The 25,283-nt window shown below is 39.0% G+C and carries 27 protein-coding genes and 2 riboswitches; of the genes, 5 read left to right on the forward strand and 22 right to left on the reverse strand.

The window, feature by feature from the left end; genetic code table 11:
- Window positions 1–215 precede the first annotated feature (215 nt).
- Together nrdD and nrdG are read left to right on the forward strand one after the other, a co-directional pair.
- A complete protein-coding gene (nrdD, locus tag HMPREF2810_RS01085) occupies window positions 216–2,399 on the forward strand; it encodes an anaerobic ribonucleoside-triphosphate reductase (RefSeq protein WP_002382497.1) in 2,184 nt (727 codons plus the stop codon).
- A gap of 32 nt (window positions 2,400–2,431) precedes the next feature.
- Window positions 2,432–3,028 carry an anaerobic ribonucleoside-triphosphate reductase activating protein gene (nrdG, locus tag HMPREF2810_RS01090; RefSeq protein WP_002356379.1) on the forward strand — a complete coding sequence of 199 codons (597 nt, stop codon included), beginning with the start codon at window positions 2,432–2,434 and terminating at the stop codon, window positions 3,026–3,028.
- Window positions 3,029–3,072: 44 nt separating this feature from the next.
- Here nrdG and dinB read toward each other — a convergent pair whose 3' ends face one another.
- The 14 genes from dinB to HMPREF2810_RS01165 all read right to left on the reverse strand — a co-directional run bounded on the left by dinB (window position 3,073) and on the right by HMPREF2810_RS01165 (window position 14,172).
- Entirely contained in the window at window positions 3,073–4,188 is a 1,116-nt protein-coding gene (gene dinB, locus HMPREF2810_RS01095; protein WP_023894966.1) for a DNA polymerase IV, read from the reverse strand.
- Between the two features lie 128 nt (window positions 4,189–4,316).
- Window positions 4,317–5,075: an ABC transporter permease gene (gene fetB, locus HMPREF2810_RS01100; protein ID WP_002382496.1), complete on the reverse strand. Its 759-nt coding sequence runs from the start codon at window positions 5,073–5,075 to the stop codon at window positions 4,317–4,319.
- A complete protein-coding gene (locus tag HMPREF2810_RS01105) occupies window positions 5,059–5,721 on the reverse strand; it encodes an ABC transporter ATP-binding protein (protein WP_002382495.1) in 663 nt (220 codons plus the stop codon). Before HMPREF2810_RS01105 ends, fetB begins: the two co-directional genes overlap by 17 nt.
- Window positions 5,722–5,735: 14 nt before the next feature.
- Window positions 5,736–6,608, reverse strand: a complete 873-nt coding sequence (rsmI, locus tag HMPREF2810_RS01110) for a 16S rRNA (cytidine(1402)-2'-O)-methyltransferase (RefSeq protein WP_002359438.1) — start codon at window positions 6,606–6,608, stop codon at window positions 5,736–5,738.
- 111 nt (window positions 6,609–6,719) lie between these two features.
- The gene (locus tag HMPREF2810_RS01115) at window positions 6,720–7,067 is read right to left on the reverse strand and encodes a DNA replication initiation control protein YabA (protein ID WP_002356372.1); all 348 of its coding nucleotides are present in this window, start codon (window positions 7,065–7,067) and stop codon (window positions 6,720–6,722) included.
- A complete protein-coding gene (locus tag HMPREF2810_RS01120; RefSeq protein ID WP_002356371.1) occupies window positions 7,060–7,899 on the reverse strand; it encodes a PSP1 domain-containing protein in 840 nt (279 codons plus the stop codon). The genes HMPREF2810_RS01115 and HMPREF2810_RS01120 overlap by 8 nt, the downstream gene beginning before the upstream one ends.
- 116 nt (window positions 7,900–8,015) lie before the next feature.
- The gene (holB, locus tag HMPREF2810_RS01125) at window positions 8,016–8,966 is read right to left on the reverse strand and encodes a DNA polymerase III subunit delta' (RefSeq protein WP_002382494.1); all 951 of its coding nucleotides are present in this window, start codon (window positions 8,964–8,966) and stop codon (window positions 8,016–8,018) included.
- Window position 8,967: 1 nt separating this feature from the next.
- Window positions 8,968–9,297 (reverse strand): cyclic-di-AMP receptor, encoded by a 330-nt coding sequence (locus HMPREF2810_RS01130; protein WP_002356367.1) that lies wholly within the window; start codon window positions 9,295–9,297, stop codon window positions 8,968–8,970.
- Window positions 9,298–9,316: 19 nt separating this feature from the next.
- The gene (tmk, locus tag HMPREF2810_RS01135) at window positions 9,317–9,955 is read right to left on the reverse strand and encodes a dTMP kinase (protein WP_002382493.1); all 639 of its coding nucleotides are present in this window, start codon (window positions 9,953–9,955) and stop codon (window positions 9,317–9,319) included.
- Between the two features lie 208 nt (window positions 9,956–10,163).
- Window positions 10,164–10,760, reverse strand: coding sequence for a recombination mediator RecR (gene recR, locus HMPREF2810_RS01145; RefSeq protein WP_002356363.1), 597 nt, complete (start codon window positions 10,758–10,760; stop codon window positions 10,164–10,166).
- Window positions 10,761–10,935: 175 nt separating this feature from the next.
- Window positions 10,936–11,598 carry a thiaminase II gene (tenA, locus tag HMPREF2810_RS01150; RefSeq protein ID WP_002362330.1) on the reverse strand — a complete coding sequence of 221 codons (663 nt, stop codon included), beginning with the start codon at window positions 11,596–11,598 and terminating at the stop codon, window positions 10,936–10,938.
- Between the two features lie 11 nt (window positions 11,599–11,609).
- A complete protein-coding gene (locus tag HMPREF2810_RS01155; protein ID WP_002359432.1) occupies window positions 11,610–12,263 on the reverse strand; it encodes a CbiQ family ECF transporter T component in 654 nt (217 codons plus the stop codon).
- Entirely contained in the window at window positions 12,254–13,612 is a 1,359-nt protein-coding gene (locus HMPREF2810_RS01160; RefSeq protein WP_002382492.1) for an ABC transporter ATP-binding protein, read from the reverse strand. The genes HMPREF2810_RS01155 and HMPREF2810_RS01160 overlap by 10 nt, the downstream gene beginning before the upstream one ends.
- Window positions 13,609–14,172, reverse strand: coding sequence for an ECF transporter S component (locus HMPREF2810_RS01165; protein ID WP_002359429.1), 564 nt, complete (start codon window positions 14,170–14,172; stop codon window positions 13,609–13,611). The genes HMPREF2810_RS01160 and HMPREF2810_RS01165 overlap by 4 nt, the downstream gene beginning before the upstream one ends.
- 104 nt (window positions 14,173–14,276) lie before the next feature.
- Window positions 14,277–14,367, reverse strand: a riboswitch (TPP riboswitch).
- A gap of 178 nt (window positions 14,368–14,545) precedes the next feature.
- Between HMPREF2810_RS01165 and HMPREF2810_RS01170 the strand changes: the two genes are divergently transcribed.
- Together HMPREF2810_RS01170 and HMPREF2810_RS01175 are read left to right on the forward strand one after the other, a co-directional pair.
- Window positions 14,546–15,331: a TraX family protein gene (locus HMPREF2810_RS01170; RefSeq protein WP_002382491.1), complete on the forward strand. Its 786-nt coding sequence runs from the start codon at window positions 14,546–14,548 to the stop codon at window positions 15,329–15,331.
- A gap of 163 nt (window positions 15,332–15,494) precedes the next feature.
- Window positions 15,495–16,856: an MFS transporter gene (locus HMPREF2810_RS01175; protein WP_002382490.1), complete on the forward strand. Its 1,362-nt coding sequence runs from the start codon at window positions 15,495–15,497 to the stop codon at window positions 16,854–16,856.
- Window positions 16,857–16,925: 69 nt separating this feature from the next.
- Here the strand turns inward: HMPREF2810_RS01175 and HMPREF2810_RS01180 are convergent, their stop codons facing one another.
- Window positions 16,926–18,098 carry an MFS transporter gene (locus tag HMPREF2810_RS01180; protein WP_002382489.1) on the reverse strand — a complete coding sequence of 391 codons (1,173 nt, stop codon included), beginning with the start codon at window positions 18,096–18,098 and terminating at the stop codon, window positions 16,926–16,928.
- A gap of 144 nt (window positions 18,099–18,242) precedes the next feature.
- Here HMPREF2810_RS01180 and HMPREF2810_RS01185 point away from each other — a divergent pair, with 144 nt between their 5' ends.
- Window positions 18,243–18,599: a winged helix-turn-helix transcriptional regulator gene (locus HMPREF2810_RS01185; RefSeq protein ID WP_002356348.1), complete on the forward strand. Its 357-nt coding sequence runs from the start codon at window positions 18,243–18,245 to the stop codon at window positions 18,597–18,599.
- Between the two features lie 92 nt (window positions 18,600–18,691).
- Here HMPREF2810_RS01185 and thiD read toward each other — a convergent pair whose 3' ends face one another.
- From thiD to HMPREF2810_RS01220, 7 genes are all read right to left on the reverse strand, one after another.
- Window positions 18,692–19,522: a bifunctional hydroxymethylpyrimidine kinase/phosphomethylpyrimidine kinase gene (gene thiD, locus HMPREF2810_RS01190; protein WP_002382487.1), complete on the reverse strand. Its 831-nt coding sequence runs from the start codon at window positions 19,520–19,522 to the stop codon at window positions 18,692–18,694.
- Window positions 19,519–20,154 carry a thiamine phosphate synthase gene (gene thiE / locus HMPREF2810_RS01195; RefSeq protein WP_002368794.1) on the reverse strand — a complete coding sequence of 212 codons (636 nt, stop codon included), beginning with the start codon at window positions 20,152–20,154 and terminating at the stop codon, window positions 19,519–19,521. Before thiE ends, thiD begins: the two co-directional genes overlap by 4 nt.
- Window positions 20,151–20,969 carry a hydroxyethylthiazole kinase gene (locus HMPREF2810_RS01200; RefSeq protein WP_002382486.1) on the reverse strand — a complete coding sequence of 273 codons (819 nt, stop codon included), beginning with the start codon at window positions 20,967–20,969 and terminating at the stop codon, window positions 20,151–20,153. Before HMPREF2810_RS01200 ends, thiE begins: the two co-directional genes overlap by 4 nt.
- Window positions 20,953–21,441, reverse strand: a complete 489-nt coding sequence (gene thiW / locus HMPREF2810_RS01205) for an energy coupling factor transporter S component ThiW (RefSeq protein ID WP_002356342.1) — start codon at window positions 21,439–21,441, stop codon at window positions 20,953–20,955. The genes HMPREF2810_RS01200 and thiW overlap by 17 nt, the downstream gene beginning before the upstream one ends.
- Before the next feature lie 140 nt (window positions 21,442–21,581).
- Window positions 21,582–21,670, reverse strand: a riboswitch (TPP riboswitch).
- 147 nt (window positions 21,671–21,817) lie between these two features.
- Window positions 21,818–22,132, reverse strand: a complete 315-nt coding sequence (locus HMPREF2810_RS01210) for a YbaB/EbfC family nucleoid-associated protein (protein ID WP_002382484.1) — start codon at window positions 22,130–22,132, stop codon at window positions 21,818–21,820.
- 20 nt (window positions 22,133–22,152) lie between these two features.
- Entirely contained in the window at window positions 22,153–23,913 is a 1,761-nt protein-coding gene (dnaX, locus tag HMPREF2810_RS01215) for a DNA polymerase III subunit gamma/tau (RefSeq protein WP_002382482.1), read from the reverse strand.
- 71 nt (window positions 23,914–23,984) lie between these two features.
- Entirely contained in the window at window positions 23,985–25,235 is a 1,251-nt protein-coding gene (locus HMPREF2810_RS01220; protein WP_025187501.1) for a UDP-glucose--hexose-1-phosphate uridylyltransferase, read from the reverse strand.
- Window positions 25,236–25,283 lie beyond the last annotated feature (48 nt).

Below are 25,283 nucleotides of genomic sequence, written 5' to 3' on the forward strand. Positions count from 1 at the left end.
TTGCTGTTTTTTAATTTTGACAAAGAATTTTTTTCACACAAAAAAATTTGCTCAATCCTTTTCTTCATTTGTTTTCATATTTTTTCAAAACAGCACAAGCACAATATATAGTGTTTGTCTAGTGATATTTTACTAAAAATACGCAATATATCGATTGAATTTAGCCGACCTTTGTATTAGGATAGTTACTAACGAGATATAAGGAGCTGGATAAAATGATGAAGATTACTGATGAAAAAGCCGAGGATGTTAATCTCTCAACAATTAAAGTCGTCAAACGAGATGGTCGTTTAGTGACTTTCGATGATCAAAAAATATACGACGCTTTGATCAAAGCTGAACAAAAAATACATGACCAAGTCACTCCTTTGACACATCAAAAAGTCCAATCGATTGTTGCCGATGTCAATCGAGAAATTGCCGAACGTTTTACCAATAACGTAAAAATTTATGAAATTCAAAATATTGTGGAACATACTCTGCTATCCAACAATGAGTATGCCTTAGCCGAAGAATACATTCATTACAGAACCCAACGTGATTTTGAGCGTAGTAAAGCAACTGATATTAATGTATCTATCGGCAAATTAATTAATAAAGATCAGACTGTCGTGAACGAAAATGCCAACAAAGACAGTGACGTTTTTAATACGCAACGTGATCTAACCGCTGGGATTGTTGGAAAATCAATTGGTTTAAAGATGTTGCCTTCACACGTGGCTAATGCCCATCAAAAAGGCGACATTCATTATCACGATTTAGATTATCATCCATATACGCCCATGACAAACTGCTGTTTAATTGATTTTAAAGGCATGCTAAACAATGGCTTTAAAATTGGGAACGCTGATGTCGAATCACCAAAATCAATTCAAACGGCCACTGCACAAATTTCTCAAATTATTGCCAATGTAGCTTCCAGTCAGTATGGTGGTTGCTCTGCCGATCGGATTGATGAATTATTAGCGCCTTTTGCGGAACGTAATTATGAAAAACATTTAGCAGATGCGCAAGAATGGATTGAAGGAGAAGAACGCCAAAAAGCATTCGCTCAGAAGAAAACGAAAAAAGATATTTTTGATGCCATGCAAAGTCTTGAGTATGAAATTAATACCTTATTTACTTCCAATGGACAAACCCCTTTTACTTCTCTGGGATTTGGTTTAGGTACCAACTGGTTTGAGCGAGAAATTCAACGGGCGATTTTACAAATCCGAATTAATGGCTTAGGGATTGAAAAACGAACAGCTATTTTCCCAAAACTGATTTTCACAATTAAACGAGGCGTCAATGCGCAACCTACTGATCCAAACTACGATATTAAACAACTGGCACTGGAATGCGCAACGAAACGCATGTATCCTGATGTTTTAAACTATGATAAAATCGTTGAACTAACAGGTAGTTTTAAGGTACCAATGGGCTGTCGTTCCTTTTTACAAGGCTGGAAAGACGAACAAGGTGAAGAAGTAAATGTTGGCCGAATGAATTTAGGCGTTGTGACCTTGAACTTACCAAGAATCGCTTTAGAAGCGCAAGGAAGTCAAGAAAAGTTCTGGCAAATTTTAAATGAACGTTTAGCGATCGTTAAAGATGCTTTGGTTTATCGTGTTGAACGTGTTAAAGAAGCTAAACCAGCGAATGCACCGATTTTATACATGTATGGTGCATTTGGAAAACGTTTAGCTACACAGGATGCCGTAGATGAACTGTTTAAAAACAAACGTGCCACGGTTTCACTTGGCTATATTGGCTTGTATGAAGTGGCTTCTGCCTTTTACGGCGGTGCTTGGGAGGACAATCAAGAGGCCAAAAACTTTACACTGGATATTTTAAAAGAACTGAAAAAAAATGCCGACAACTGGGGCAACGAATACGGCTATCATTTTAGTGTCTACTCTACACCGAGCGAAAGCTTGACTGACCGTTTTTGCCGTTTAGATACTGAAAAATTTGGCATCGTCGAAAATATTACAGATAAAGAATATTACACAAATAGTTTCCATTATGATGTACGCAAAAATCCAACGCCTTTTGAAAAACTTGATTTTGAAAAGGATTATCCAAAATACTGTTCTGGTGGTTTTATCCACTACTGTGAATACCCCATGTTACAGCAAAATCCCAAAGCACTTGAAGCTGTCTGGGATTACGCTTATGACAAAGTTGGCTATTTAGGAACCAATACGCCAATTGATCATTGTTATGCCTGTGGTTTTGAAGGGGACTTCCATCCAACTGAACGTGGCTTTGAATGTCCAGAATGTGGCAATCATGATCCTAAGACTTGTGATGTCGTTAAACGGACTTGTGGTTATTTAGGTAACCCGCAAGCTCGCCCAATGGTACACGGTCGTCACAAAGAAATTTCCTCTCGTGTGAAACATTTAAAAAATTAAACTCGATTATTCTATAGAAAGAAGTTTTGCTGATGCGTAATCCAAAACCACAAGAATGGAAAACCGAAGACTACAGCCAAAAAAAGATTGCCGATTATAAAGCGTTCAACTTTGTTGATGGCGAAGGTGTACGCAATAGTTTATATGTGAGCGGCTGTCTCTTTGCTTGTGAAGGTTGTTTTAACAAAGCTGTCCAAAATTTCAATTACGGTACGCCGTTTACAGAATCTTTAATGAATCAAATTATTGAAGATTTGTCCCATGACTATGTCCAAGGTTTGACTCTTTTGGGTGGTGAACCCTTTCTGAATACAGATGTTTGTCTTAGTGTAGTCAAACGTGTGCGGGAAACATTTGGCTCAGCCAAAGATATCTGGTCTTGGTCAGGGTATACCTTTGAAGAACTACTTTTAGAAACGCCTGATAAGCTTGAACTACTCCATTCAATTGACATTTTAGTTGATGGGCGCTTTGAACTGGCAAAACGTAATTTAAATTTACAATTTCGTGGCAGTAGTAATCAACGGATTATTGATGTACCCAAATCACTTGCTGCTGGCAAAGCTGTTATTTGGGAAAAATGTCATGACGCCGAAACGTCTTATGAACAAATCAAAAAATCAATTTAAAAAAGTTAGCCCTTTAGCCATCTCTTGAGGATGTGGCTAAAGGGCTAACTTTTTTCCCATAAAGGTAAAACAATGTTTTCATACGCTAGTGGATCTAAATTCGTTAAAGTAATGCCTAATAAACGGATTCCTTGTTCTAAACCTAAAATATCTTCCCAAATTAAATTCGCTTGATAGAAAAGTTCTTCTTTTTTTGAAATATATTCAGGTAATGTCACACGTTTCGTAATCGTCGTATAGTCAGTATAACGAACTTTCAGGACTACTGTTTTGCCATGCTTTTGCACTCGTTGCAATGCACGCTCAACCCCTGCTGCTAATTGTCTCAATTGAGCCGTAACCTGCTCTTCCGTCGTTAAAGGAGTGCCGTAAGTATGTTCCTTGCCTACCGACTTACGATCTCTAGTCACTTGAACTGGCGCATCATGGATACCACGGACTTTACGATACAATGAATAACCCATTTTACCGAATAACCGAATCAACGTCATCTCATCTTGCTTGTATAAATCTGCTCCAGTAAAAATCCCTAGTTCATGCATTTTAGGCACTGTTTTTTTGCCGATTCCGTGGAAATCTTCAATCGGTAATGCTTTCAAAAAATCTTCGGCCTCTTCTGGTAAGACAACCGTCAGGCCCTTTGGTTTCTGGAAATCTGATGCTAACTTGGCTAAAAACTTATTGTAACTAACACCTGCCGAGCAAGTTAACTGCAATTCATGCCAAATATCATATTGAATCATTTTCGCAATTTTAATAGCCGACTTACTGTTGACCTTATTTTCAGTTACATCTAAATACGCTTCGTCAATAGATACTGGTTCAATCACATCTGTATAGCGGCGAAAAATTTCACGGATTTCTTGAGAAATTTCACTATATTTCTGATAATTACCTGGCTTAAAAATGGCACTTGGACATAGTTCATACGCCTTTTGAGCACTCATAGCCGAGTGAATACCGTACTGTCGAGCAATATAATTCGCTGTGGTCACCACTCCTTTGCCCCCAGTATCACTTGGATGGCGCGCAATAACTAACGGATGTCCTACTAACTCTGGATGATCTCGTTCTTCAACTGAAGCAAAAAACGCGTCCATATCTATATGTATAATTTTTCTCGACGTATCTTTTTTTAAGGGAAAACGTAATTCGCTCATCATTTTGATTCGCCTCCTCCCTCCATTATATACGAACGTCCGTTCTTTTTCAAATTGAAACTTCTTTATTTCAACCAGAAAAAACTGAAAATCCGTGAAGTTATAAACACAGATTTCCAGCTTTTTAATTAAACGACCAATTGTTTTTGTTGATTATAGTAGCCTTTATAGGCAAGATAAGTTGCAATTACTGAACCAATACTTGTTGCTGATAGCAACATAAAGGTCACCATAATCTGATATTTTATCGCATGGACAGGATCAACGCCCGCAAAAATCAAGCCTGACATCATCCCAGGTAAACTAACAATTCCGACAGTTTTGGCAGAATCAATCGTCGGCGCCATCCCGGTTTTCACACTTTGTTGGATGATTGGTAAAGAGGCGAGTTTGATAGTTGCACCTAATGCTAGTTTCTCCATTACCGCTTGCCGTTGGTTTTGAAAAAGAGTATCTAAATTGCGATAGCATAAACCAATTGCCACCATCGAATTGCTGGCAATCATCCCACTGATAGGAATGATTTGAGAAGGAATAAATTTAATAGAACCAGAAAAAATCAAAATACCAATGGTAATTCCTGTACTACAACCAATCGCAATAAAAGAAATCAAAAAGCCCTTTTGTAATTGCTGGCTGCGTTTTTTTGCATTAAAGGCTGCGTTGGAAACAATCACCAAAACCATGATGAGCGTTAAAATCAGGTTATTGACTTGAAAAACATATTTTAATAAATAGCCGACTGCGACTAATTGAATGACTGCTCGAATCACACTAATAATAATATCTTTTGTAAAACCTAATTTTTCTTTAGTACTAATAATTAATGCGACCACCACTAGCATGACTGAAAAAAATAAGGATAAATTATTAACTGCTAAATCCATCTGTCGGCGCCACCTTTCCTGCTACAATACGAATCACTTGCTGTGCTTGCTGAATTTCTTCGGTATCATGCGTGACACGAACCAGCGTGACTCCTCGCTCTTTGTTTAATTGGTTTAACAATTGATTGACAATTTGTTTGCTTTCTTCATCTAATCCCGTTGTAACTTCGTCTAATAATAAAACATCTGGTACAAAAACAATGTTTCGTAGCAAAGCAACCCGTTGTCGCTCACCACCAGAGAGTTCAGCTATTTTCTTTTCAAGATAAGCAGCGGGCAATTTCACTTGTTGGAGCAATGCCACGACTTTTTCCTGATTAAACGCTTCTTGTCTGACGGTAAATGGAAATAATAAATTATCATACACGGTTTCACCAAATAAAGTTGGCTGCTGAAAACAATAAGAAACCTTTTGGCGGTATGTTTCGATTGGCATTGTAGTAATTGGCGCTTCTTGATAAAAAATTTCGCCTTCTGTAGGACTTAATAATGAAGATAAAATTTTTAAAAATGTACTTTTCCCGCTACCTGAAGGACCAACAATTGTTGTATTGCTACCTGTTTCAAATGACAAATCAATATCAGAAAGAATGCTACGACCATTTACTTGATAAGACACGCCTTCTGCACGCAATAAATTACTCATGTTTCTCTCCTTTTTTAAATGGAATGATATTCTTTATATACTTCTTGTTTTTTTACATTTCTCAATTTGGCCACTTCTTTGATCGCCTCTTTTGAACTCCGTCCCTCTTCCTCCATTAAAACTTGTACATGTTCTTTGAGGGAAATAGCTGGCATTGCTGCTATTGTCTCTTTCTCACCAGTAAATCCACTAACTAATAAACAACACTCGCCTTTTAGCGTATTTTCTGCTAAATATTCTGTTAGTTCTCCTAAGGTACCACGTAAATATTCTTCATGAAGTTTCGTTAATTCTCGACAAATCACAGCGGGACGTTCTTGACCATAGACTTCAGCAAACGTTGCGACCGTTTTAGCAATCCGATAGGGGGACTCATAAAAAATCTGTGTCGGCCGTTCTTCTTTTAATGCTGATAACACGTCTTTCTGTTCTTTTTTCTTTCTTGGTAAAAAACCATAAAACGTAAATGGCTGTGGTAAAAGACCCGAGGCAATCAAGGCGGTCATTCCTGCCGTAGGTCCTGGCAAGGCAATCACTGCCAGTTCTTCTTCAAGACATGCTGTAACCAATTCATGACCAGGATCACTAATTGAAGGCATACCTGCATCGCTAACTTGGGCAATCGTTTCACCATTCAGCAATCGTGTAATCAGTTGAGGAATTCGCTCTTTGTAATTATGTTCGTGTAAACTAATTTGTGGTGTTGTAATCTCAAAATGATTTAGCAATTTTTGTGTGTTTCTTGTGTCCTCACTAGCAATCACCGTTGCTTCTTTCAATATGTTTAAACAACGAATACTCATATCTTCTAAATTGCCGATCGGTGTTGGGACAAGATACAATTTTCCTTTTGTTGTTTGCTTATCAAAACTTTTCTGTTTTTGCATAGCGCATCCCTCATTTTCCTTTTTCGTTCTATAAATAGATAAAGGTTTGATTTGACAATCGATTGACTGTCAAACCAAACCTTTCCTTTTTATTTGCAGTGTCCACTAGACTTAACGCGTACGTTCCCCATAAATAACATCAAGACAAAAGGCACATTCTTCATCATTTTCACGTCTTGAACCATATAAAATATTGCAGACATGGAAGCCCTCTTCATAAAGTTTTTCCAAATTCATACGTGATTTTGATAGCTCTTGTTTTTCAGTTTCAGTTGTATTTCCTGCTAACTTATTCAGTTCTTGGAGATGCTCCCGTAAGCGTTGGTTTTCGATTTCCAACGTGGTATTTTTTTCTACCAACTCATGGAGTGCTGCTTTAATTTCTCTTAATTGTGTCACGGAACTGTCTAAATCAGTTTCCAACGAATTTAATCCATCATAGAGCGAACGTTTATCCATTTTGATCACCTTTTTCAGCAGCAACTTTCGCAGTAGCTTCTTTGATTTCTTCGTAATCATAATCCGCTGCGATTTCACGACCATGCAGACGAACTTTGACAATCCGACTTAATAGATTCAACCCGACGACTTTACCTTTGCCATCTGGTGTTATTACTTCTTTTCCATAATCTGGTAATTCTTTTTTAGCGGCTTCATATTCGTCGTTTTCGTATTTCAAACAACACATTAAGCGGCCACATAATCCCGAAATTTTGACAGGATTTAAAGATAACCCTTGATCTTTAGCCATTTTGATTGAAACTGGCATAAAATCTCCTAGAAATGTTGAGCAACATAGTTGTCTGCCACAAGGGCCAATGCCACCTAATATTTTCGCTTCATCTCGGACACCAATTTGACGTAACTCAATTCGCGTCCGGAAAATAGCCGCTAAGTCTTTGACTAATTCACGAAAATCAATTCGCCCATCTGCCGTAAAGTAAAAAATCATTTTGCTACGATCGAAGGTATATTCTACTCGCACTAATTTCATTTTTAAGTCATGAGCTCGAATTTTTTCATTGGCAATGCTTTTGGCAGCTTCTGCATCAGCCAAATTTTTTTGTTCTTTTTCTAAATCATTGGCTGTTGCTTTATTTAAAATGGGTTTTAGGTCCTCTGGTAAATCGTCTGAATCGACTGTTTTTTTAGGAATAGCAACAGTAGCTAATTGTTTTGACTGTTGAGATTCAACGAGTACTTTCTCATTATAAATATACTCAGATTTTCCAGGAGCAAAATAATAGATATGACCGGCTTCACGGAAGCGAACTCCTACTACTTCTACCATTTTATTCCTCCTAATCTAGTTCAAGTGAACGTCGCTTCAATCGGTTAAGGAACTTGCTGAAACAGCTAAGTTCCTACTATATTATGAAACTGAATGCCACTTGGCACTTTTTTCCTTTATGATTTAGGGTGAATCATTTGGATAACTAATTGTTCACAAACATTTTGCCAACTAACATTGGCAGTCCATTTTTGGCGTGCTTTCAAAATTAGCGCCAACCGTTCCGCCTGCTCTTCCGTTACTTTTTTGGCTTGCTGTGTCGCAACACTTTCTTCCAATAATTGACGGTAATAAACCATGAGCAAGTCAAAGCTAAGCGCTTGTTGTTCTTTTTCCTTAAATACTTTGATCATTTTCTTCTGAACGTAGATAAATGCCTGTAAATCATTACTTTTTAGATAATTAAACCATTGCAAAATGATTTCCCTAGCTTCATTAAACCATTCATCTTGAGAGATTTCAACTGCTTTCTCAAAACTATTTGTCAGCTCAGCTAAAAGGGTTGCAGTCTTTTCACCAACCCCCTGTTTGATTAAGCGATCAATTAATGTTTTTTTGACTAATGGTTGAAAATGTAAGGTTTGGCATCGTGATTGAATCGTTGGTAAAATTCGAGAAAGCGAAGTGGTTTCTAAAATAGCTAAAATTTGTCCTTCTGGTTCTTCTAAAAATTTTAAGAGACTATTGGCTGCGCCGGTACTCATTTTATCTGCTTCTTGAATTAAGAAAACTTTTTTAGCAGTCTCGACCCCACTTTTAGAAAACTCCGCTTTTAATTCACGGATTTGGTTCACTTTGATGGTTTGCCCATCTGGCGCAATTCTTAAAACATCTGGATGTTCATTTTCATTAATCCGCACACAATTATGGCATTCGTTACAAGGCTGTTGATTTACTAAATTCGTACAAAAGACATGTTTCGCCATCCATAAGCCAAATTCTTGTTTTCCAGTTCCTGTATCTCCTTCAAAAAGATAAGCATGGGCAAGACGACCATGCTCAAAACTTTTTTGGAGTTGCTTGTACAGCAAAGGTTGCATTTGCTGTAGCTGTTGTGCTTCATTCATCTTAATATTGATGGAATCCTTCAACTGGTAAGACGAAGCAAGTAGCGCCGCCTACTTCAACTTCCACAGGATAAGGAATTTGGCCATCCATTGTGATATCTAAAGTCACAGGTGTTGAAACATATTGTTTTCTTGATTGACATGTTTCTTTAATTAAAGCTAATGTTTCGTCGACACGTTCATCATCAATCCCAATAATAAATGTGCTGTTTCCCGCTTTTAAGAATCCACCTGTTGAGGATAATTTTGTAGCACGAATATTGGCATCAATAAATTCGTTGGCTAATCGGTTACTATCTTTGTCTTGTACAATGGCTAAAATAATCTTCATGGTCTACACCTTCCTATAATTAAAAGTTTTCTGGATAACGTCCAATAATCGCCTGATACGTTGCTTCTACGACAAGTTCTAAACTCATCCGTGCATCAATCTTTTTGATACGTTGTGGATTTTCTTCTGCTAATTTCAAATATTCATGACGAACACGTTGATGAAATTCTAATCCTTCTGAATCTAAGCGATCAATTTGCTGTGTTCGATTTTCTTGAATCCGCCGTAAGCCAGTATCTGAGTCAACGTCTAAATAAATTGTAAAATCTGGTGAGACACCTTCTGTCGCAAACGCATTAATTGAAGCAATGGGGGCAATCCCAATTCTACGCCCAGCGCCTTGGTAGGCTAATGAGCTGTCAACAAAACGATCACATAGGACTAAATGACCCGCTTCCAAAGCTGGCAAGATTTTTTCCACTAAATGTTGACGACGAGCAGCTGCGTAAAGTAAAGCTTCTGTTCGCTCATCCATTCTGTCATTTCTTGGATCTAAAATAACTGTTCGAATCTTTTCGGCAATCGGTATGCCGCCTGGTTCTCTTGTGGTGACAATTTTTCGTTTTGACTCTTTAGCTAATCTTTCAGAAACTTCCTTCAAAACACTGGTTTTGCCAGCGCCATCTGGACCTTCAAATGTGATAAAAATACCCTGCACGTGCGAAAACTCCAATCAATTTTTACTTGTATCTATTATACTTCATCTTGCTCTATCAGTCTAATTGAAATCCTTATGTCCTATTTAAAGTGATACATCCGCTGAAAAAAAGAAACTGAAAAAGAAGTACGGAAAAGCTTGAACTGCGACATTTTCTCACAGAAACGACCTACTTCGATTTCAACCTCTTTTTCCAACGATGTTTCTTTTAAATTTCTCGACGCCCTTCGACTGCTTTTAGCAAGGTTATTTCGTCTGCATATTCAATATCGCTGCCGACAGACAAGCCGTGTGCCAAACGAGTAACGGTGATTCCAGCTGGTTTAATGAGCCGTGATAAATACATCGCCGTCGCTTCTCCTTCAGTGGTAGCATTGGTTGCTATAATGACCTCTTTCACTTCATCATCGTGCAATCGTTTGATCAAAGAGGCAATATTAATATCTTCTGGTCCTGTTCCTTCCATCGGTGAAAGCACCCCGTGGAGCACGTGATACAAGCCCTGATATTCACGCATTTTTTCCATTGCCATAACGTCTTTTGGCTCTTCCACTACTAAAATAATACTACGGTCACGATTTTTATCTTGGCAAATTTCACAAGGATCTTCTTCAGTAATATTTCCGCAAATACTACAGAAATGGAGATCTCTCTTGACACTAATTAGCGCTTTTGCAAAAGCATTAGCATCTTCTTCTTTCATATCAATTGTATAAAAAGCAAGCCGTGTCGCTGTTTTTTGACCAATTCCTGGTAATTTCATATAACTTTCAATCAATTTTGCAATCGGTTCTGGATAATTCATGAGGCTTCTACAGTCCTTTCTTAGCAAGGCGTTTCTGTTATTACTGAGCGAGTTACAACAGATTTTGCGTCACTGAATATCTTATCACGCCCTGTCAAAAAAGCAACTGACAATTACTGCTTTCTAATACAAAAACAAGTCGTTAGTTACGATCACTAAACGACTTGTTTTTGTATTAACCAATCCAGGTTTCGTGTGTATAGGCCATTTCCCAAAAAGCGTATTCCATCTCACTGCTGATAACAAAAGCGGTGATCATAGCTGCTTGTTCTTGTGGTGAACTTTCTTCATATAATTGGTCTAACAGTTGGCGTTCCTCTTGGACGTGTTGGTACGCTTCCTCCCCAGCATAGGTTTCAATCCAACGTTGGTACAGTGGCTCTGGTGAGTGTTGTTTGACTAACTGTGCACCAATTTCTTGATAGAGCCAAGAACAAGGCAACATACTTGCTGCGGCCGTCTTAGGCGTTCCTTCAATAAGTTGGCGATACATATGAGAAACATAGTGATACGCGGTTGGTGCAATCGGTGTCGCTGCAACCTCTTCTTCCGTAATCGCTAGTTCTTCAAAAAAAGTTTCACGAATAGCTAATTCGCCCAACGCGAGATTTTCCGCATTTGTTAAGAGTAATTTTTTCAATCGAGGTTGTTGCGTTTGTGCCGCAATCAAGCGATAAAGTTGACTAAAGTGTTTTAAATAGTAATGATCTTGAATTAAATAGTAGCGAAAAATCGTTGGACTCAAGGTTCCTTCATGTAACTCTGTGATAAAAGGATGCTGAAAACTTCCTTGCCAAGAAGCTTGCGCTTGTTCTTTGGCTTGTTCTGTAAATGTCATAGGTTTCTCCTTTACGTTAGAAAAATAAACAAATTTGTAAAAATGATGATCAAAATAGCAAGCCCAAGACTGACTTTTGCTGACACAAAATGCTCTTTTCGACTTCTGGTGGCTCCTTCTTCATAGCCATGGGCGGACATTGCTTCCGTATATTTATCTCGCCAAGAAACAGCAACGAGCAGTGTTTTAACATAAAGCATCGGCGACCAAAAATGAAACGTTTTGCCACGGAGTAGGCTTGCTTCTTTTAAATCATTAATTTCTCTTTTCACTTCCGGTAAGGCGTGAACCACCACTAAAATTCCATAAACAAAGTTTGGTGCTAGCCCCTTTTGTTCCAATAACAACAATAATTCTTCAAAATCAACGCCTACAGCAAAAGCTAGTCCTAAACCGGCAAAGGCATACGTTCGACTAAACAAAAGCCAGGCTTGTTGACTACTCGTACCATGCAAATAAATAGACCAAAACGTCCCGATTGCTGGTAAAAGTGGCAAGAAAAATAACCAAAGCAGTAAGCGGGATTTTCGCTGGCCTATTAAAAAAATGATACAACCCATAAAAACCGCCAAATTTGCCAAAATTGACTGAGAAAAAGATAATTCAAAGGTCAAAATAAGAATCAAAGAAGCATAAATTGCTGCATTTGTTTGCTTTATTTGCATGTGGTTCCCTCCTGCCAGATAATCAGTTGTTGATGCAGCAATTCTATTCGGTAATTGCTCACGCCAGAGAGAGGTTCTAGCCGATGCGTGACGATTAGAAAATCTTGTTGCGCACTTTTTTCTTTGATCCATTCAACAAAATAATTGCATGCTCGCTCATCTAATCCAGCAAAAGGTTCATCTAAAAGTAAACAGTCCAAATCTAAGCTCAGCAAACTAATTAATTGCACCATCTTTTTTTGCCCTTCACTTAGTTGAAAAACACTGTGCTCTAGTTTTTCTTTTAAACCTAAAAAAGTTAAGGCTTCCTCTTGTTTTCTTCTTTTTTCTGCTGTCATGTTCTGACCAAACAAAAGCTCTTCTCGTAAAGTCAACGTGACAAACTGACGATTGGCTTGTTGCACCGCTAATGTCATGTGTTGATACAATTTTTTTGAAGCCCGCAAGCGGCGGCCCGCCAAGAACATTTTTCCTTGATATTTTTGTCTCTGAACGATGGCTTTTAATAAGGTGGATTTCCCCGCCCCATTTGGCCCCGTCAACGTGGTAATTCCTTTAAACAAAAGCGCTTCTTTTTCTTCAAGTAGCACTCGTTTTCCCTGATACAAACGAAAATTTTTCAATTGGAGCATTGGTTGTTTTACCACAGAATTTGTCAGTTGAAATGTCTGCGGTTTTGTTTTGATAAACGTCAACGGTTGCTTTTCAAACTGGCCATTTTTCAACGTGACGACTTGGTCCACAACATCAGCGTAATCGCTGAAATCGTGGTCGCACACCAAAATCGTTTTGCCTGCTTGATGGAGTCTTGCTAAAATTTGAATAAATTGTTTTCGAGAGGTTGGATCAATGCTTGCAAAAGGTTCATCTAATAAAAGAATATCTGGGTTCATTGCTAGCAGAACTGTCAACGCCGCTTTTTGTTTTTCACCACCAGATAACGTCGCTAATTCTCGTGTGAATAAGGTTTGAGTCTGAACAAGTTGAAGCGCTGTTTGGATTTTTCGGTTCATTTCTTCAGGCGAGATTCCTAAATTTTCTAAAGCAAAAATCAGTTCTCGTTCCAAGGTTTTCATTGTAAATTGTTGACTGGGGTTTTGAAACAGCATGCCAATTTTTTGCGCCTTTTCACGAGTTGATAATTGTCGGCGCTCCATTCCTTCAATCAAAATTTCTCCTTGGTAATCAAGCGGAGCAAATCCGGCAATCAATCGTAAGAGCGTTGATTTTCCACTACCACTATCGCCAATTAATAAGGAAAACGTTCCTTGAGGAATTGCTAAATTTGTCTTTTCAAACAAGGGTTGTTCTCGTGAAAAGGACACAGCTTTTAATTGGATACTATTCATTTTGCCTTCACAGCTAACCCTTGCGCAGACTGATACATTCGTAAAATAACTTTCGTTAAGAAAATACCAAAGAAACAAATGGAAACGAACCGAACGCTAATTAAAGCAATGTTCATCCCCAGACCGTAATTGCCATAACCAAACTTAAAGTATTCATACACATAACTAAAAATAGTCGTCCCAATCGCACTATAAAATAACGTGAGTGTATCGTACCGTTTGTAGCGTGTCACAAAAAAGCCACTTTCACTACCTAGGCCTTGAATCACACCAGAAATTAATACACTAGGTCCGAAATACGAACCATAAAGCATTTCTGCCAAAGCGGCTAAAACTTCCGCCAAAACAGCACTTCCCGCTCGTGGAATCAGCATCGCTGCAATTGGTGCCACCATGGTCCACATTCCAAATAAAAGCTCATTGGCAAATGGACTCAGTCCTAATGGTAACAGCGCAGCATTCAATAACGCATAGAGGAACCCTGCCCCCATAAAAACACCGCCAAACAAAAAGGCTAAAAAAGCGAGTAAGACGACTTGTTGCAATGACCATTTTTTCAATAAAAAAACTCCTTTCTCTTAACAAAAAGCAAAAGGAGTGACTTAAATAAACCCTGATAAAAGAAAACACACTCATCCTAGGACAGAATGAGTGCGTGAAAAATCAAAGTAAATCGGCATTTCCCTGCGACAGTACTAACTGCATCAGGTTCAATGGGTATCATCTCAGCCATAACAGCACCCCAAATGTTTTTTATTAAAATGTACTTTTACTATAGCATAGAATAATTATAAAAACTAGTCTTGGCACTTTTTTCTTTCATCAAAAGCTGAAGAAATCAAACAATTTTGTAAGATAACTGTTAGGCAAATAAATGGTTGGTTTTTCTGAACTTTGTTATATTGTTCTTTATGAAAGAGAGGCGTTTATACTATGGGTAAAACATTAACTGGCTTTCATTTGAAAGTCATTGGGGTTATTTCAATGGTCTTTGACCATCTATTGCAATTTTTTAGTTTTTTAGGCGTGCCTGGTTGGTTCGGATGGATTGGACGAATTGCTGCACCTATTTTCTTATTTGAAAGTTCTGAAGGCTTCATTCACACAAGCAATCGGCGAAAATACATGTTCCGATTGTTGTTAGGCTTCTGGATTATGGGGATTCTGAACGGCATTTTAAATGCGTATTTTTCAACAGGTGGCTTAATTATCAATAATATTTTTGGGACGTTATTTTTAGGTACGGTCTACATGCAGTCTATGGACTATTTTAAACAAAAACAAATTGGTAAAGGGCTTCTTTGGTTTATTGTGCCTTTATTAATCAGTGCTCTACCTTTCGTCGTTTTTAGTTCTCCAGACATATTAAGCAACCCTGCTATCTTAATTGGTTTCCAACTTTTCAATCTGATTGTGCCATCACTAATGATGACAGAAGGCGGGTTTTTATTTGTTCTCTTGGCTGTGGCTTTTTATTTATTCCATGGCAAAAAGTGGTTACAAATTTCAGCGATTGGCGTTGTTGCGTTGATTTCAGCAGCCAGCTATAATTTCCAAGAACTATTCGGGGCGAACCACCAATGGATGATGATTTTAGCAGCGATTCCAATTATTCTTTATAATGGTGAAAAAGGCCGTGGCATGCGGAATTTCTTTTATATTTTCTATCCAGCTCACATTGCTATTTTTGCAATTATTAGTTTCTTCATGCAACGTTAATTATTTTCTGCTTGACGATTGCCTAAAAAGTGTTTACAATGCAACATGTAAACAAATCGTACAGATAACACGCAAATTGCGTGTCGAGAGAGAGGCGGTTTCTATTCTTATAGAAACTGCTTCTATTTTTTTACGAAAAAATGAAAACTATAGAGGTGATTAAATGGAACAAAAAAACGTACGATTATTCCCTGCCGTTTTAGCGACAGGAATTATGTCTTTTGCTGGCGTATTAATTGAAACAGCAATGAATGTAACCTTTCCGACATTAACAAAGGAATTTGGTGTTTCCACCGGTACCGTGCAGTGGGTGACAACGATTTATTTATTAGTTATTTCTATCATGGTGCCCTTATCCAATTATTTATTAAAAACCTATTCGCTAAGACGCTTATTTATCGTTGCGAATCTTTTCTTTTTGATTGGTTTAGCGATTGATGTCTATTCGCCATCTTTCAGTATCTTGTTATTAGGCCGACTCTTCCAAGGGGCTAGCACTGGGATTGCTTTGCCACTGATGTTTCATATTATTTTGAACTTTACCCCGCTGGAAAAACGGGGAACGATGATGGGGGTAGGCACATTGACCACTTCAATTGCTCCAGCCATTGGTCCAACGTATGGTGGAATCTTAACATCTTCCCTGTCTTGGCACGCCATCTTTTTATTCTTAATTCCTATTTTACTACTTTCTTTGTTTATGGGGTTATCGGCTATTCCAGAAATACCTGTTAAAAAAACCACCACTCTTGATTTGGTTAGTTTAATTGGTATTGCCCTGTTATTTAGTGGTTTGTTGATGTTTTTAAGTAAAATTGGCACATTGTTTGGCTGGCTTTCACTTCTGGCAGCCGTTATTGGCTTTGTTATTTTTTATAAACGAGCAACGACCGCTGAACAGCCACTAGTTCGTTTGACAATTTTAAAAAATCCCGCCTTCGTTTTATTTTTATGTGGCTTTTTAGTTTGTCAATTCTTATTGTTAGGTATTTCCTTTGTCTTACCAAACTTTGTTCAAATCGTCCTTGGAAAAAATGCGTTTGTAGCTGGGCTAGTCATGCTGCCAGGTGCTACAGTCGGGGCCATTTTGGCACCACTTTCTGGACGAGTGTTGGATCAATACGGCGCTAAAAAACCTATATTATTTGGCTTAAGTTTGGCGACAATCGGTTGGCTAGCTTTAACAATTTTACTAGAGATGCCTGTTTTATTAGGATTCGTCGCTGGACATGTTACCTATATGATTGGTCTAGGTTTTGCATACAGTAATATGATGACGACTGGTATGAGCTTGTTAGAGGAGAAAGATTTTGGCGACGGTAATACGTTATTTAATACACTTCAACAATTTTCTGGCGCTATTGCGACGGCCATCGTAGCGACGATTATTAATATCGCTCAAGACCACGCAGATAATTTTGCTCAGGGGACAACGATGGGCTCCCTCATTTCTCTGATTTTCTTGTTAACCTTATTAGTAATTGTTTTAATTGCTTGCTGGAATTATTTCCGCAAAAAAGCTTAAAAAAAAGCAGCTGGTCCGTTCCGTAGTGACCAGCTGTTTTTTTCTAGTTTTCTAAAGATAGTTGTTTTTTTATGCTTCTTGCTTCCGAATATATAGTACGAACAAGACGGCAATCAACACGATAAAGCCACCAAAAATCGGTGTATATGTTACTGATAAATGATCTGTGACTACCCCACCTGTCATTGAGCCAACGGTAATCCCAATATTAAAGGCTGCAATATTAAAAGCTGAGGCCAAAGTGATATCTTCTGGAACATACTTTTCCGCTAATTCTACAACATATAGTTGTAAACCAGGTACATTCATAAAGGCAAATAGACCCAACATCAAACTTGCTAATAAGCCTAGAAGACTGTTATCCATTAAAACAGTAATAAATAAAAAGACTAAGGACAGAATTAATAAGCTAAACATTTTTACTAACGAATCTAAAGGTTTTTTATTTGCCCAGTGACCACCTACTGTATTGCCAATTGCAACCATTACGCCATAAACAACTAAAATAATCACTACCGCATTGGCTGAAAAGCCTAAATTTTCCAATAACGGTGACAAGTACGTATATGCAGCAAACGTTCCACCATAACCAAAAGCAGTAATTAGAAAAGAAAAAACGAGGGGTTTGTTCGTAAAAATCCGCGTGATTCCTTTTAAGTCAACCTTTCCTGGTATCGGTAAATTTTTGGGAACTAAAAAATAACTAGCAATCAGTCCCACCAAGCCAATACTGGCTATAAAAAGAAAGGACATATGCCAAGCTGTTTGTTGCCCAATAAACGTCCCTAAAGGTACGCCAGTCACTGTTGCAACCGTTAAGCCCGTAAACATAATAGCAATAGCGCTAGCTCGACGTGACGGCGGCACAACATCTGCGGCGATGACAGTCGAAACAGACATGAAAATACCATGCGCCAATGCAGAAAGTATCCGCCCTACCAATAAAATAATAAACGTTGGCGCAAACGCAGCAATTAAATTCCCACTAATGAAAAGAAGCATAATCCCCAGCATTAATGAGCGACGATTCCATTTTCCTGTCAAAATTGTTAATAACGGCGCCCCAATCGTCACACCTAAAGCGTATAAAGAAACAGTCAAACCTGCTTGGGAAAGACTAATATGAAAACTTTTAACAATCATTGGTAATAAACCCACACTAATAAATTCTGTTGAACCGATTGCGAAAGCATTGATAGCTAATGCAAAGAGCGTTAAATTTGGTGAAATTTTCTTTTCCATTCTCTTCCTCCTAAAAAACATTTGAATTTCAACAAAAATTACTATATACTAAGATTGAAATTTTGATAAGTACCTACTTTTTTGTATCATAGGTACCTTTTAGTAACTTTTGTTTATTATCAACCTATTAAGGAGGAATGTTTTTTGGAAACTCGTACATATGCGATTGGTGTCGAAGCAACGATGGATGTTATTGGCGGCAAATGGAAACCAATTATTCTGTGTAATTTACGGCACGGCGCCATGCGCCCCAGCGATTTAAAACGCGGCATTACTGGCATTAGTCAAAAAATGCTGACACAACAATTACGGGAACTCGAAGAAGACAACATTATCGAGCGGAAAGTTTACAACCAAGTTCCACCAAAAGTCGAATATTATTTAAGCGATTATGGTCAAAGCCTCTCTGCTGTCTTAGATAACTTATGTAATTGGGGAGAATCCCACGTGGCTCATTTGCAAGAACAAGGCCAAGAAATTTATTTAAAATGTGAAGATTAGTGAACAAAACGTTTATAAACTATATTAAGAGGGAACTTTAAGCTATTTAAAGCCTGGGGAAAAATCATTTTAGATTTTTCCCCAGGCTCTTCTTATGCTTTAATAACTTGAATATCTTGCGTTAATTGGGCCCAATGATTAGTGGGTCCGTGGCCATGTCCAACAGAAATTGCTTGGCTAATGGCCCCTTGTATAAACTGTTTGCCAATCACAATCGCCGCTTCTAACGGCGTACCTTTTGCTAATTCGGCTGCGATACACGCTGAAAAAGTATCTCCTGTTCCATGAGTATTTTTCGTTACAATTCGTGGTGCACTTAGCCAAAAGCTCGAACCGTCTTCCATTAATATATAATCAGCCGCTTGTTGATTTGTGCTATGTCCGCCTTTCATAATAATATTTTTTGTGCCCAATTGCTGTAATTTTTTTGCTGCGGTCTGCATTTCTTGTTCTGTCTTGATGGTCGTCTCTAGTAAAACTTCTGCTTCTGGTAAATTAGGTGTCACGACCGTTGCTAATGGCAACAGTTGCTCTTTAATCGTTTGAACTGCCTCGGCTTCTAACAAATGGTGTCCACCTTTAGCCACCATTACAGGATCGACAATCAACGGACCAAAATCAACTTTCTGCAAATTGCGAACAACAGCTTCGACACGCTCACTATCTGCTAACATCCCCGTTTTCGCTGCCCCAATTTTAAAATCAGCCGCCAGTGATTGAAATTGTGCATCAATAAATGAACTAGGAATCGGTAAGCTATCTTGCACGCCATACGTATTTTGTGCCGTCAATGCAATGACAATATTTAAGCCAAATGCCTGCCGTGCTTGAAATGTTTTTAAATCTGCTTGCATGCCAGCTCCCCCACCAGAATCAGAACCAGCAATCGTGACTACTTGTGGGGTCAAATTATATTCGGTCATTTTCTCGCCTCCAACATTCGCTCCGTTACACGCATCAACCCTTGAACTTTCTCGGTTATCTGTTCAGCCAGCATAATTTCACTGACCAGTGAAACACCAGCCACTCCCGTTCCCATAAGTTGTTCTATATTTTCTTCTTTGATCCCACCAATCGCCACAACAGGAATCGTGACTGCTGCAGCAATTTCAGAAAGTGTCTGCAAAGAAGTTAACGGACTGTCCTTAGTCGTTGTGGGGAAAATTGCGCCCACGCCTAAATAATCGGCGCCCTCGTTTTCCGCTTCAACTCCTCGTGCCACCGTTTTGGCTGAAACACCTACGATTTTTGTGGACCCAACCAGTTTTCGCACAAGAGCAACCGGTAATTCATCATCCCCTATATGCACACCTGCCGCATCCACTGCCAAGCAAATATCGACACGATCATTAATAATCAACGGAATCTGATACGCATCTGTTACCGCTTTAACTTTCACTGCTAATTCGTAAAAACGCCGTGTTGACACTTCCTTTTCACGCAGTTGGACCAATGTCACTCCACTGCGACAAGCAGTTTCAATTCGTTTTAAAAATTCAGTATCACTAAAATCATACCGGCCTGTCACCAAATAAACTTTCAATTGCTCTCTCATAGCACTCGTCCTTTCACCGCCTCAAACCAATCCTTCTCCTTCATTAAAAGAGATAACTGATTTAACGTATTTTGGCGAAAATCGGCCAGCCCTTGGCTCTTAGTCTGGGCTTTTTCTCCGCAAAGATTAAAATAGCTCACTGCGGCTACTGCCGCAGTCATTGGCGCGTTGCCTTCACCTAATAAAGCGGCAACTAATGCGCCGACTAAATCGCCCGTGCCAGTGAAACAATCCAACTCAGGAACACCATTTTGTAAGACAATCACTTGCTCTTGACTAACCAAAACATCTTGAATCCCTGTTGCTAAAAATACCGTCTGGGGAAACTTTTGCGTTTGTTGACGTAAAGCCTGAATCAGTTCCTCAATTGCTTCTTCACTTTGATCCAAAGGGCTGCCATCCACTCCTCGGCCATGACTCACCAACTGGCAAAAAGTCCGCATTTCTGAAAGATTCCCTTTCACAACGGTTGGCTGATTGTGCACCAGCTTTTCCCCAACTTCATTGCGAATATCACTGGCGCCATAACCGACTAAATCGACTACGGTCGGTTTATTCACTTGCCGAGCATAATCACTAGCTGCTAACAAGCTCTGCTCTCGTTCTTGTGATAAATGGCCTAAATTCAAAACCAAGGCACTGGTTTGCTGAAACAACTGCGGAAATTCCCGGGGATCATCTGCCATAATGGGTTTAGCATCAATATAAAGTAATGCATTCGCCATAGACTCACACGTAATTTCATTCGTAATGCACTGAATTAATGGTGCCGTTGTCAGTGGAAAAATCGTTTCAAACTTAACGCTTGTTTTCATAAAAGTACCCTCCCAAAAATAATTCCTGTGTTTGTTTAAATACCCGAGTTTCTTTCAGTTTTACTAAGACAAGCCAAGCAATCACTGAACCAATCAGTGTGGCGCCAATAAATCGTGGCGTATAAATGAACCAATAAAAATTCTGCTTACTGCCAGTAAACCAAACCATTACAGGATAGGACAATAACGAGCCAATGATGCCTGTACCAAAAATTTCTCCTAGCATCGACCAGCCTAATTTTTGTCCCCATTGATAAAATAAACCAGCAAAAAACGCGCCAAAAACGGCACCTGTTAACGCTAATGGCGGAATACCTAAGAATGTCATACGGATTAAGCCGCAGACAAGTGCCATGAGCGTTCCGTAAAGAGGACCTAATAAAACTCCGGCAATAATGTTCATGACACTGGACATAGGGGCCATTCCCTCAATTCGCATTAACGGCGATAATACAACGTCCATCGCAATCATTAAAGCCAGTAACGTAACTCTGTGGATTCGATTTTTTTCCACGTAAAAAAACTCCTTTCTGCGAGAAGCAAAAGGAGGCGCGACTGAAAAAGACAGAAAAAACCAACCACAAATAAACGTAGTTGGGTGCAATAATCGGTCAAAATTTCAAGACATTTCCCTGCGCCAGTCCTAACTGTTTCAGGTTCCATGGGTATAATCTCAGCTAATAGCACCCCAAATGTTTCTCTTTAATTGGCTTTAGTATAGCATAGTTTTTTGGAAGCGACTACTAAAATTGCCAAAGAGTTTTCCCACAAAAACAGAAAAAACGTCATGCCCAAAAAGTTCGATTTTTTGGGCATGACGTTTTTCATACTTTCGTTTGTCTTATTTTTTAGAATCCTGGCATTCCTTTGGTGTATTTACCTAAAGTTGCTTCGGTTTCTTTTTCAATTTTTACTAACGCATCGTTGACAGCCATAATGACTAAATCTTGTAACATATCAACGTCTTCAGGATCAACCACGTCCTCTTTAATGGTCAAATCTTTCATTGTGCGATCACCAGTAAATGTCGCTGTCACAAGTTGATTGGTTGCTTCACCGATAAATTCTTTTTCATTTAGCGCTTCTTGCGCTTTGGCCATTTCTTTTTGCATTTTTTGTACTTGTTTCATCATGCCTTGCATGTTGCCCATTCCTCGCATCATAATTCCTCGACTCCTTCGTATTAATCATCTAGTACTTCGACAAGCTCTTCACCAAACATAGCAATTGCTTCATCTACTACTGGATTTTCTTGTGAATGTTCATTTGTTGCAGGCGGTTCGTCCGCTAGACGAGCCATTTCATTTTCAGGTTCAGAATGATTCAAACTGCCCTGATTTTGGTTAATAAAACTTTGTCTTAGTTTTGGCCAGCTTTCTCTAGTAATGCAGACCATCTCTGGTGTATAGTCCATCAAACGGCTTAAATTATTATTGAAAGCTAACTGCATCTCTTCATCGTCTGTTGCACGAGCACAAACAATCTCATAGTCAAATGCCACCACGATGCCCTTAGGACTCGCTGCGACAGGTTCACTAGCTTTGAGCATCGCTCGTTGAGTCACAGATAATGTTTGCAGTAAGTCTTCCCAGACATTTTTCACATTCATTAAATGTGTTCTAGTCGCTTCGTTTAGGACTTGATATACCCGTTCTGTGGGTACACGGAACGAACTTTTTGGCGCTTGTGGTCGTGCTTGTTGACGTGGCGCATCTGCTTCTTTGGTAGTTACACCGTGTTTCTTTAATTCAGCCAGTTCTTTCTTCAGTTGCCCGATTTGATTTTGTAAATCTGCTAATTCTGGATTTCCCTCTGCACTACCACCTTGATTAGTTGTTTCTGGCGTGTTGTGTTTATTAGATTGCACCGTTTTAGCTAATTTGACAGTGGCTACTTCCAGATAGATATTCGCATTGTTGGTAAAGCGGATCTCATTTTGTGTGTCACTTAAAATTTGGATTAGTTGATATATTTTTTCAGCAGGTGTTTGTGTAGCTAGTTCCTTAAATGCTTCTGTCAAAGTTCCTGCTTTTTCTGCTAATAACTTCGGTGCTTGCTGATACATCAGCAAATCTCGACAATATAATAACAAATCTTCTAAGAAACGGCGCGCTTCTTTGCCTTCGCCTAAAATACTTTCCAAGCCTTCTAATGCTCGTTCAACATCACCGGCGACACAACACTGAATATAATGATCCATCATTTCATAGGTTAGGCTGCCTGTCACTTGCATTGCATCTTCCAGTGTTACTTTTTCATCACTAAATGAAATCGTTTGATCCAAGATACTCAAGGCATCTCGCATCCCACCTTCCGCAGCACGCCCAATCACATAAAGGGCTTGTTCCTCATAATCGAGAGCCATTTCCTGCATGATATGGGCCATATGATCGACGATATCTTGCGTACTAATTCGCTTAAAATCAAAGCGTTGCGTCCGTGAGATAATCGTTAACGGAATCTTGTGTGGTTCAGTCGTTGCTAAGATAAAAATAACATTTTGTGGCGGTTCTTCCAAGGTTTTTAAAAGTGCATTGAACGCGCCTGTTGATAGCATATGAACTTCATCAATAATATAAACTTTGTACTCGGCTTGCGTCGGTGCATACTTTGCTTTATCACGAATATCACGGATTTCTTCCACGCCATTATTACTCGCTGCATCAATTTCAATGACATCATTTAAACGACCTTCCGTAATGGCTACACAGGTTTCACAAACATTACAAGGTTCACCATCTTGACTATGTTTACAGTTAATCGCTTTAGCGAAAATTTTTGCGGCACTGGTTTTACCTGTACCACGAGGGCCAGTAAATAAATAGGCATGAGATGTTTTCTTTTGCACTATCGCATTTTTCAGTGTCTGAGTAATTGCTTTTTGTCCTACTACGTCATCGAAACGTTGTGAACGCCAGACCCGATAAAGTGCTTGATAAGCCATTTTTTACCCTCCCTTATTTTTCATTCTTATCTATTATACGTGATTTTTAGTCATTCGGCATCTTTTTTCTTTTAATGAGTCACTGGCGCAACCATTGCTAAAAAAGCCGCTTTTCCTTCACTTGTTTCTGCAAACGCACTGGCTTCTTTTAGTCGCTGTTGATACGCTGAAGCGACCGTTTCAAGCGCCTGCGTTTTCTGGTTGCTCCAAGTCATTAAACCTTGGACTTCTGCTAACGTTAACGAAGGCTTTGCTTGAGGTCGACTAAAAATTAAGTCCATGACATATAAAAGTTCTTTTCGTCGTGCAACGATTTGTATCTCATCCGTTGGCAGTTTCAGCGTTTGCCATTGCTCAAAAATATCATTTGCGGCTTGGGCAACTTCTGACGCATTCGGTCCCTCTAAGCGAAATGTCGCAACTGGCCAATTCACCATTCCTGCGTTGATTAAAGGATAGTTAGCTAACTCAACATATTCTGAAATGCTCGCTTCGGCTAATGCAAATTGTTGCAAACCCGTTTGATAATAGACATGCTCATTTTGTTCAAAGACAGCATCAATCCCAGCAAAATAATGAGGAAAGACCTCAACAATTTTCAACAATTGCTGAAAAGTCTTAACTGAACGTTTCGCTGCCTGATGTTTTTCAAACGCAATCACACCTTGTTGCTGATATTGTGCCTGTTTTACAAAGGAAAACCCCCAGCTTTCGCCATCTAAGTTCATTCGAATCACTCGATGGTTCGTAGTCGCAGGAAATTGCTGACTTCCCTGGTAGCCTTCTGTTGCCATGCACCATTCACAGCGGGGATATCTTTGTGCAGAGAGCGTTGCTTTTGGCGCCTCACTGTGGACCTTATTTGCTAAAAAATCACCATAGACTGTTGAAAAAACAACAGGTTCTTCCTGTTCAATGACCGTACCGTTTTTTTGACAAAGTTGGTAAAAATACTCGGTAGCCTCTTGTGGCTCTTTGGCATAATGTTGTGCAAAAAAAGCATTAACCACAGAAGGTGGCGGTGTCAACAAATCCATCAATTGCACCACGAACTGTTCTTTTTGTTGCTCTGTTTTTACAAGTTGATTGGCACTCGCAATTTGACACAATTGTTCCGCCAAATCAGCGGCGGGTGTTGCCACAGGCCGTATGTCTACTTCGCCTAATTCTTGTTCACCAATCATTGATAATAAACGGTTCTGAAGATATAAGCGATCCAATTCCATCCAACCACCTGCTTGAATAGCAAGTGTGGTAAAATCGGCAATCATTTGACTCGTGGTCATCGATTCATTCCTCCTATTACTTTTCTTGATATCCATGTGGATGAACTTGGTGCCATTGCCAAGCGGTGGCGATAATGTCCTTGA

Origin of the sequence: Enterococcus sp. HMSC078F03 (assembly GCF_001811595.1) — a bacterium.
Lineage (GTDB): Bacteria > Bacillota > Bacilli > Lactobacillales > Enterococcaceae > Enterococcus > Enterococcus faecalis.

What these genes read in the sequence shown, in the direction of transcription:
- HMPREF2810_RS01105 (WP_002382495.1), bottom strand. Translation starts at nt 5,721, where the DNA reads ATGAGTAATTTATTGCGTGCAGAAGGCGTGTCTTATCAAGTAAATGGT.
- holB (WP_002382494.1), bottom strand. Translation starts at nt 8,966, where the DNA reads ATGAATGAAGCACAACAGCTACAGCAAATGCAACCTTTGCTGTACAAG.
- thiW (WP_002356342.1), bottom strand. Translation starts at nt 21,441, where the DNA reads ATGATTGCGATGGACGTTGTATTATCGCCGTTAATGCGAATTGAGGGA.
- dinB (WP_023894966.1), bottom strand. Translation starts at nt 4,188, where the DNA reads ATGAGCGAATTACGTTTTCCCTTAAAAAAAGATACGTCGAGAAAAATT.
- HMPREF2810_RS01220 (WP_025187501.1), bottom strand. Translation starts at nt 25,235, where the DNA reads ATGGATATCAAGAAAAGTAATAGGAGGAATGAATCGATGACCACGAGT.
- HMPREF2810_RS01175 (WP_002382490.1), top strand. Translation starts at nt 15,495, where the DNA reads ATGGAACAAAAAAACGTACGATTATTCCCTGCCGTTTTAGCGACAGGA.
- HMPREF2810_RS01200 (WP_002382486.1), bottom strand. Translation starts at nt 20,969, where the DNA reads ATGAAAACAAGCGTTAAGTTTGAAACGATTTTTCCACTGACAACGGCA.
- HMPREF2810_RS01180 (WP_002382489.1), bottom strand. Translation starts at nt 18,098, where the DNA reads ATGGAAAAGAAAATTTCACCAAATTTAACGCTCTTTGCATTAGCTATC.
- HMPREF2810_RS01115 (WP_002356372.1), bottom strand. Translation starts at nt 7,067, where the DNA reads ATGGATAAACGTTCGCTCTATGATGGATTAAATTCGTTGGAAACTGAT.
- rsmI (WP_002359438.1), bottom strand. Translation starts at nt 6,608, where the DNA reads ATGCAAAAACAGAAAAGTTTTGATAAGCAAACAACAAAAGGAAAATTG.
- fetB (WP_002382496.1), bottom strand. Translation starts at nt 5,075, where the DNA reads ATGGATTTAGCAGTTAATAATTTATCCTTATTTTTTTCAGTCATGCTA.
- HMPREF2810_RS01170 (WP_002382491.1), top strand. Translation starts at nt 14,546, where the DNA reads ATGGGTAAAACATTAACTGGCTTTCATTTGAAAGTCATTGGGGTTATT.
- HMPREF2810_RS01210 (WP_002382484.1), bottom strand. Translation starts at nt 22,132, where the DNA reads ATGATGCGAGGAATGGGCAACATGCAAGGCATGATGAAACAAGTACAA.
- HMPREF2810_RS01120 (WP_002356371.1), bottom strand. Translation starts at nt 7,899, where the DNA reads ATGGTAGAAGTAGTAGGAGTTCGCTTCCGTGAAGCCGGTCATATCTAT.
- thiE (WP_002368794.1), bottom strand. Translation starts at nt 20,154, where the DNA reads ATGAGAGAGCAATTGAAAGTTTATTTGGTGACAGGCCGGTATGATTTT.
- HMPREF2810_RS01130 (WP_002356367.1), bottom strand. Translation starts at nt 9,297, where the DNA reads ATGAAGATTATTTTAGCCATTGTACAAGACAAAGATAGTAACCGATTA.
- tenA (WP_002362330.1), bottom strand. Translation starts at nt 11,598, where the DNA reads ATGACATTTACAGAACAAGCCAAAGAACAAGCGCAAGCTTCTTGGCAA.
- HMPREF2810_RS01155 (WP_002359432.1), bottom strand. Translation starts at nt 12,263, where the DNA reads ATGCAAATAAAGCAAACAAATGCAGCAATTTATGCTTCTTTGATTCTT.
- thiD (WP_002382487.1), bottom strand. Translation starts at nt 19,522, where the DNA reads ATGACCGAATATAATTTGACCCCACAAGTAGTCACGATTGCTGGTTCT.
- nrdD (WP_002382497.1), top strand. Translation starts at nt 216, where the DNA reads ATGATGAAGATTACTGATGAAAAAGCCGAGGATGTTAATCTCTCAACA.
- recR (WP_002356363.1), bottom strand. Translation starts at nt 10,760, where the DNA reads ATGAATTATCCAGAACCGATTGCAAAATTGATTGAAAGTTATATGAAA.
- HMPREF2810_RS01160 (WP_002382492.1), bottom strand. Translation starts at nt 13,612, where the DNA reads ATGAATAGTATCCAATTAAAAGCTGTGTCCTTTTCACGAGAACAACCC.
- nrdG (WP_002356379.1), top strand. Translation starts at nt 2,432, where the DNA reads ATGCGTAATCCAAAACCACAAGAATGGAAAACCGAAGACTACAGCCAA.
- dnaX (WP_002382482.1), bottom strand. Translation starts at nt 23,913, where the DNA reads ATGGCTTATCAAGCACTTTATCGGGTCTGGCGTTCACAACGTTTCGAT.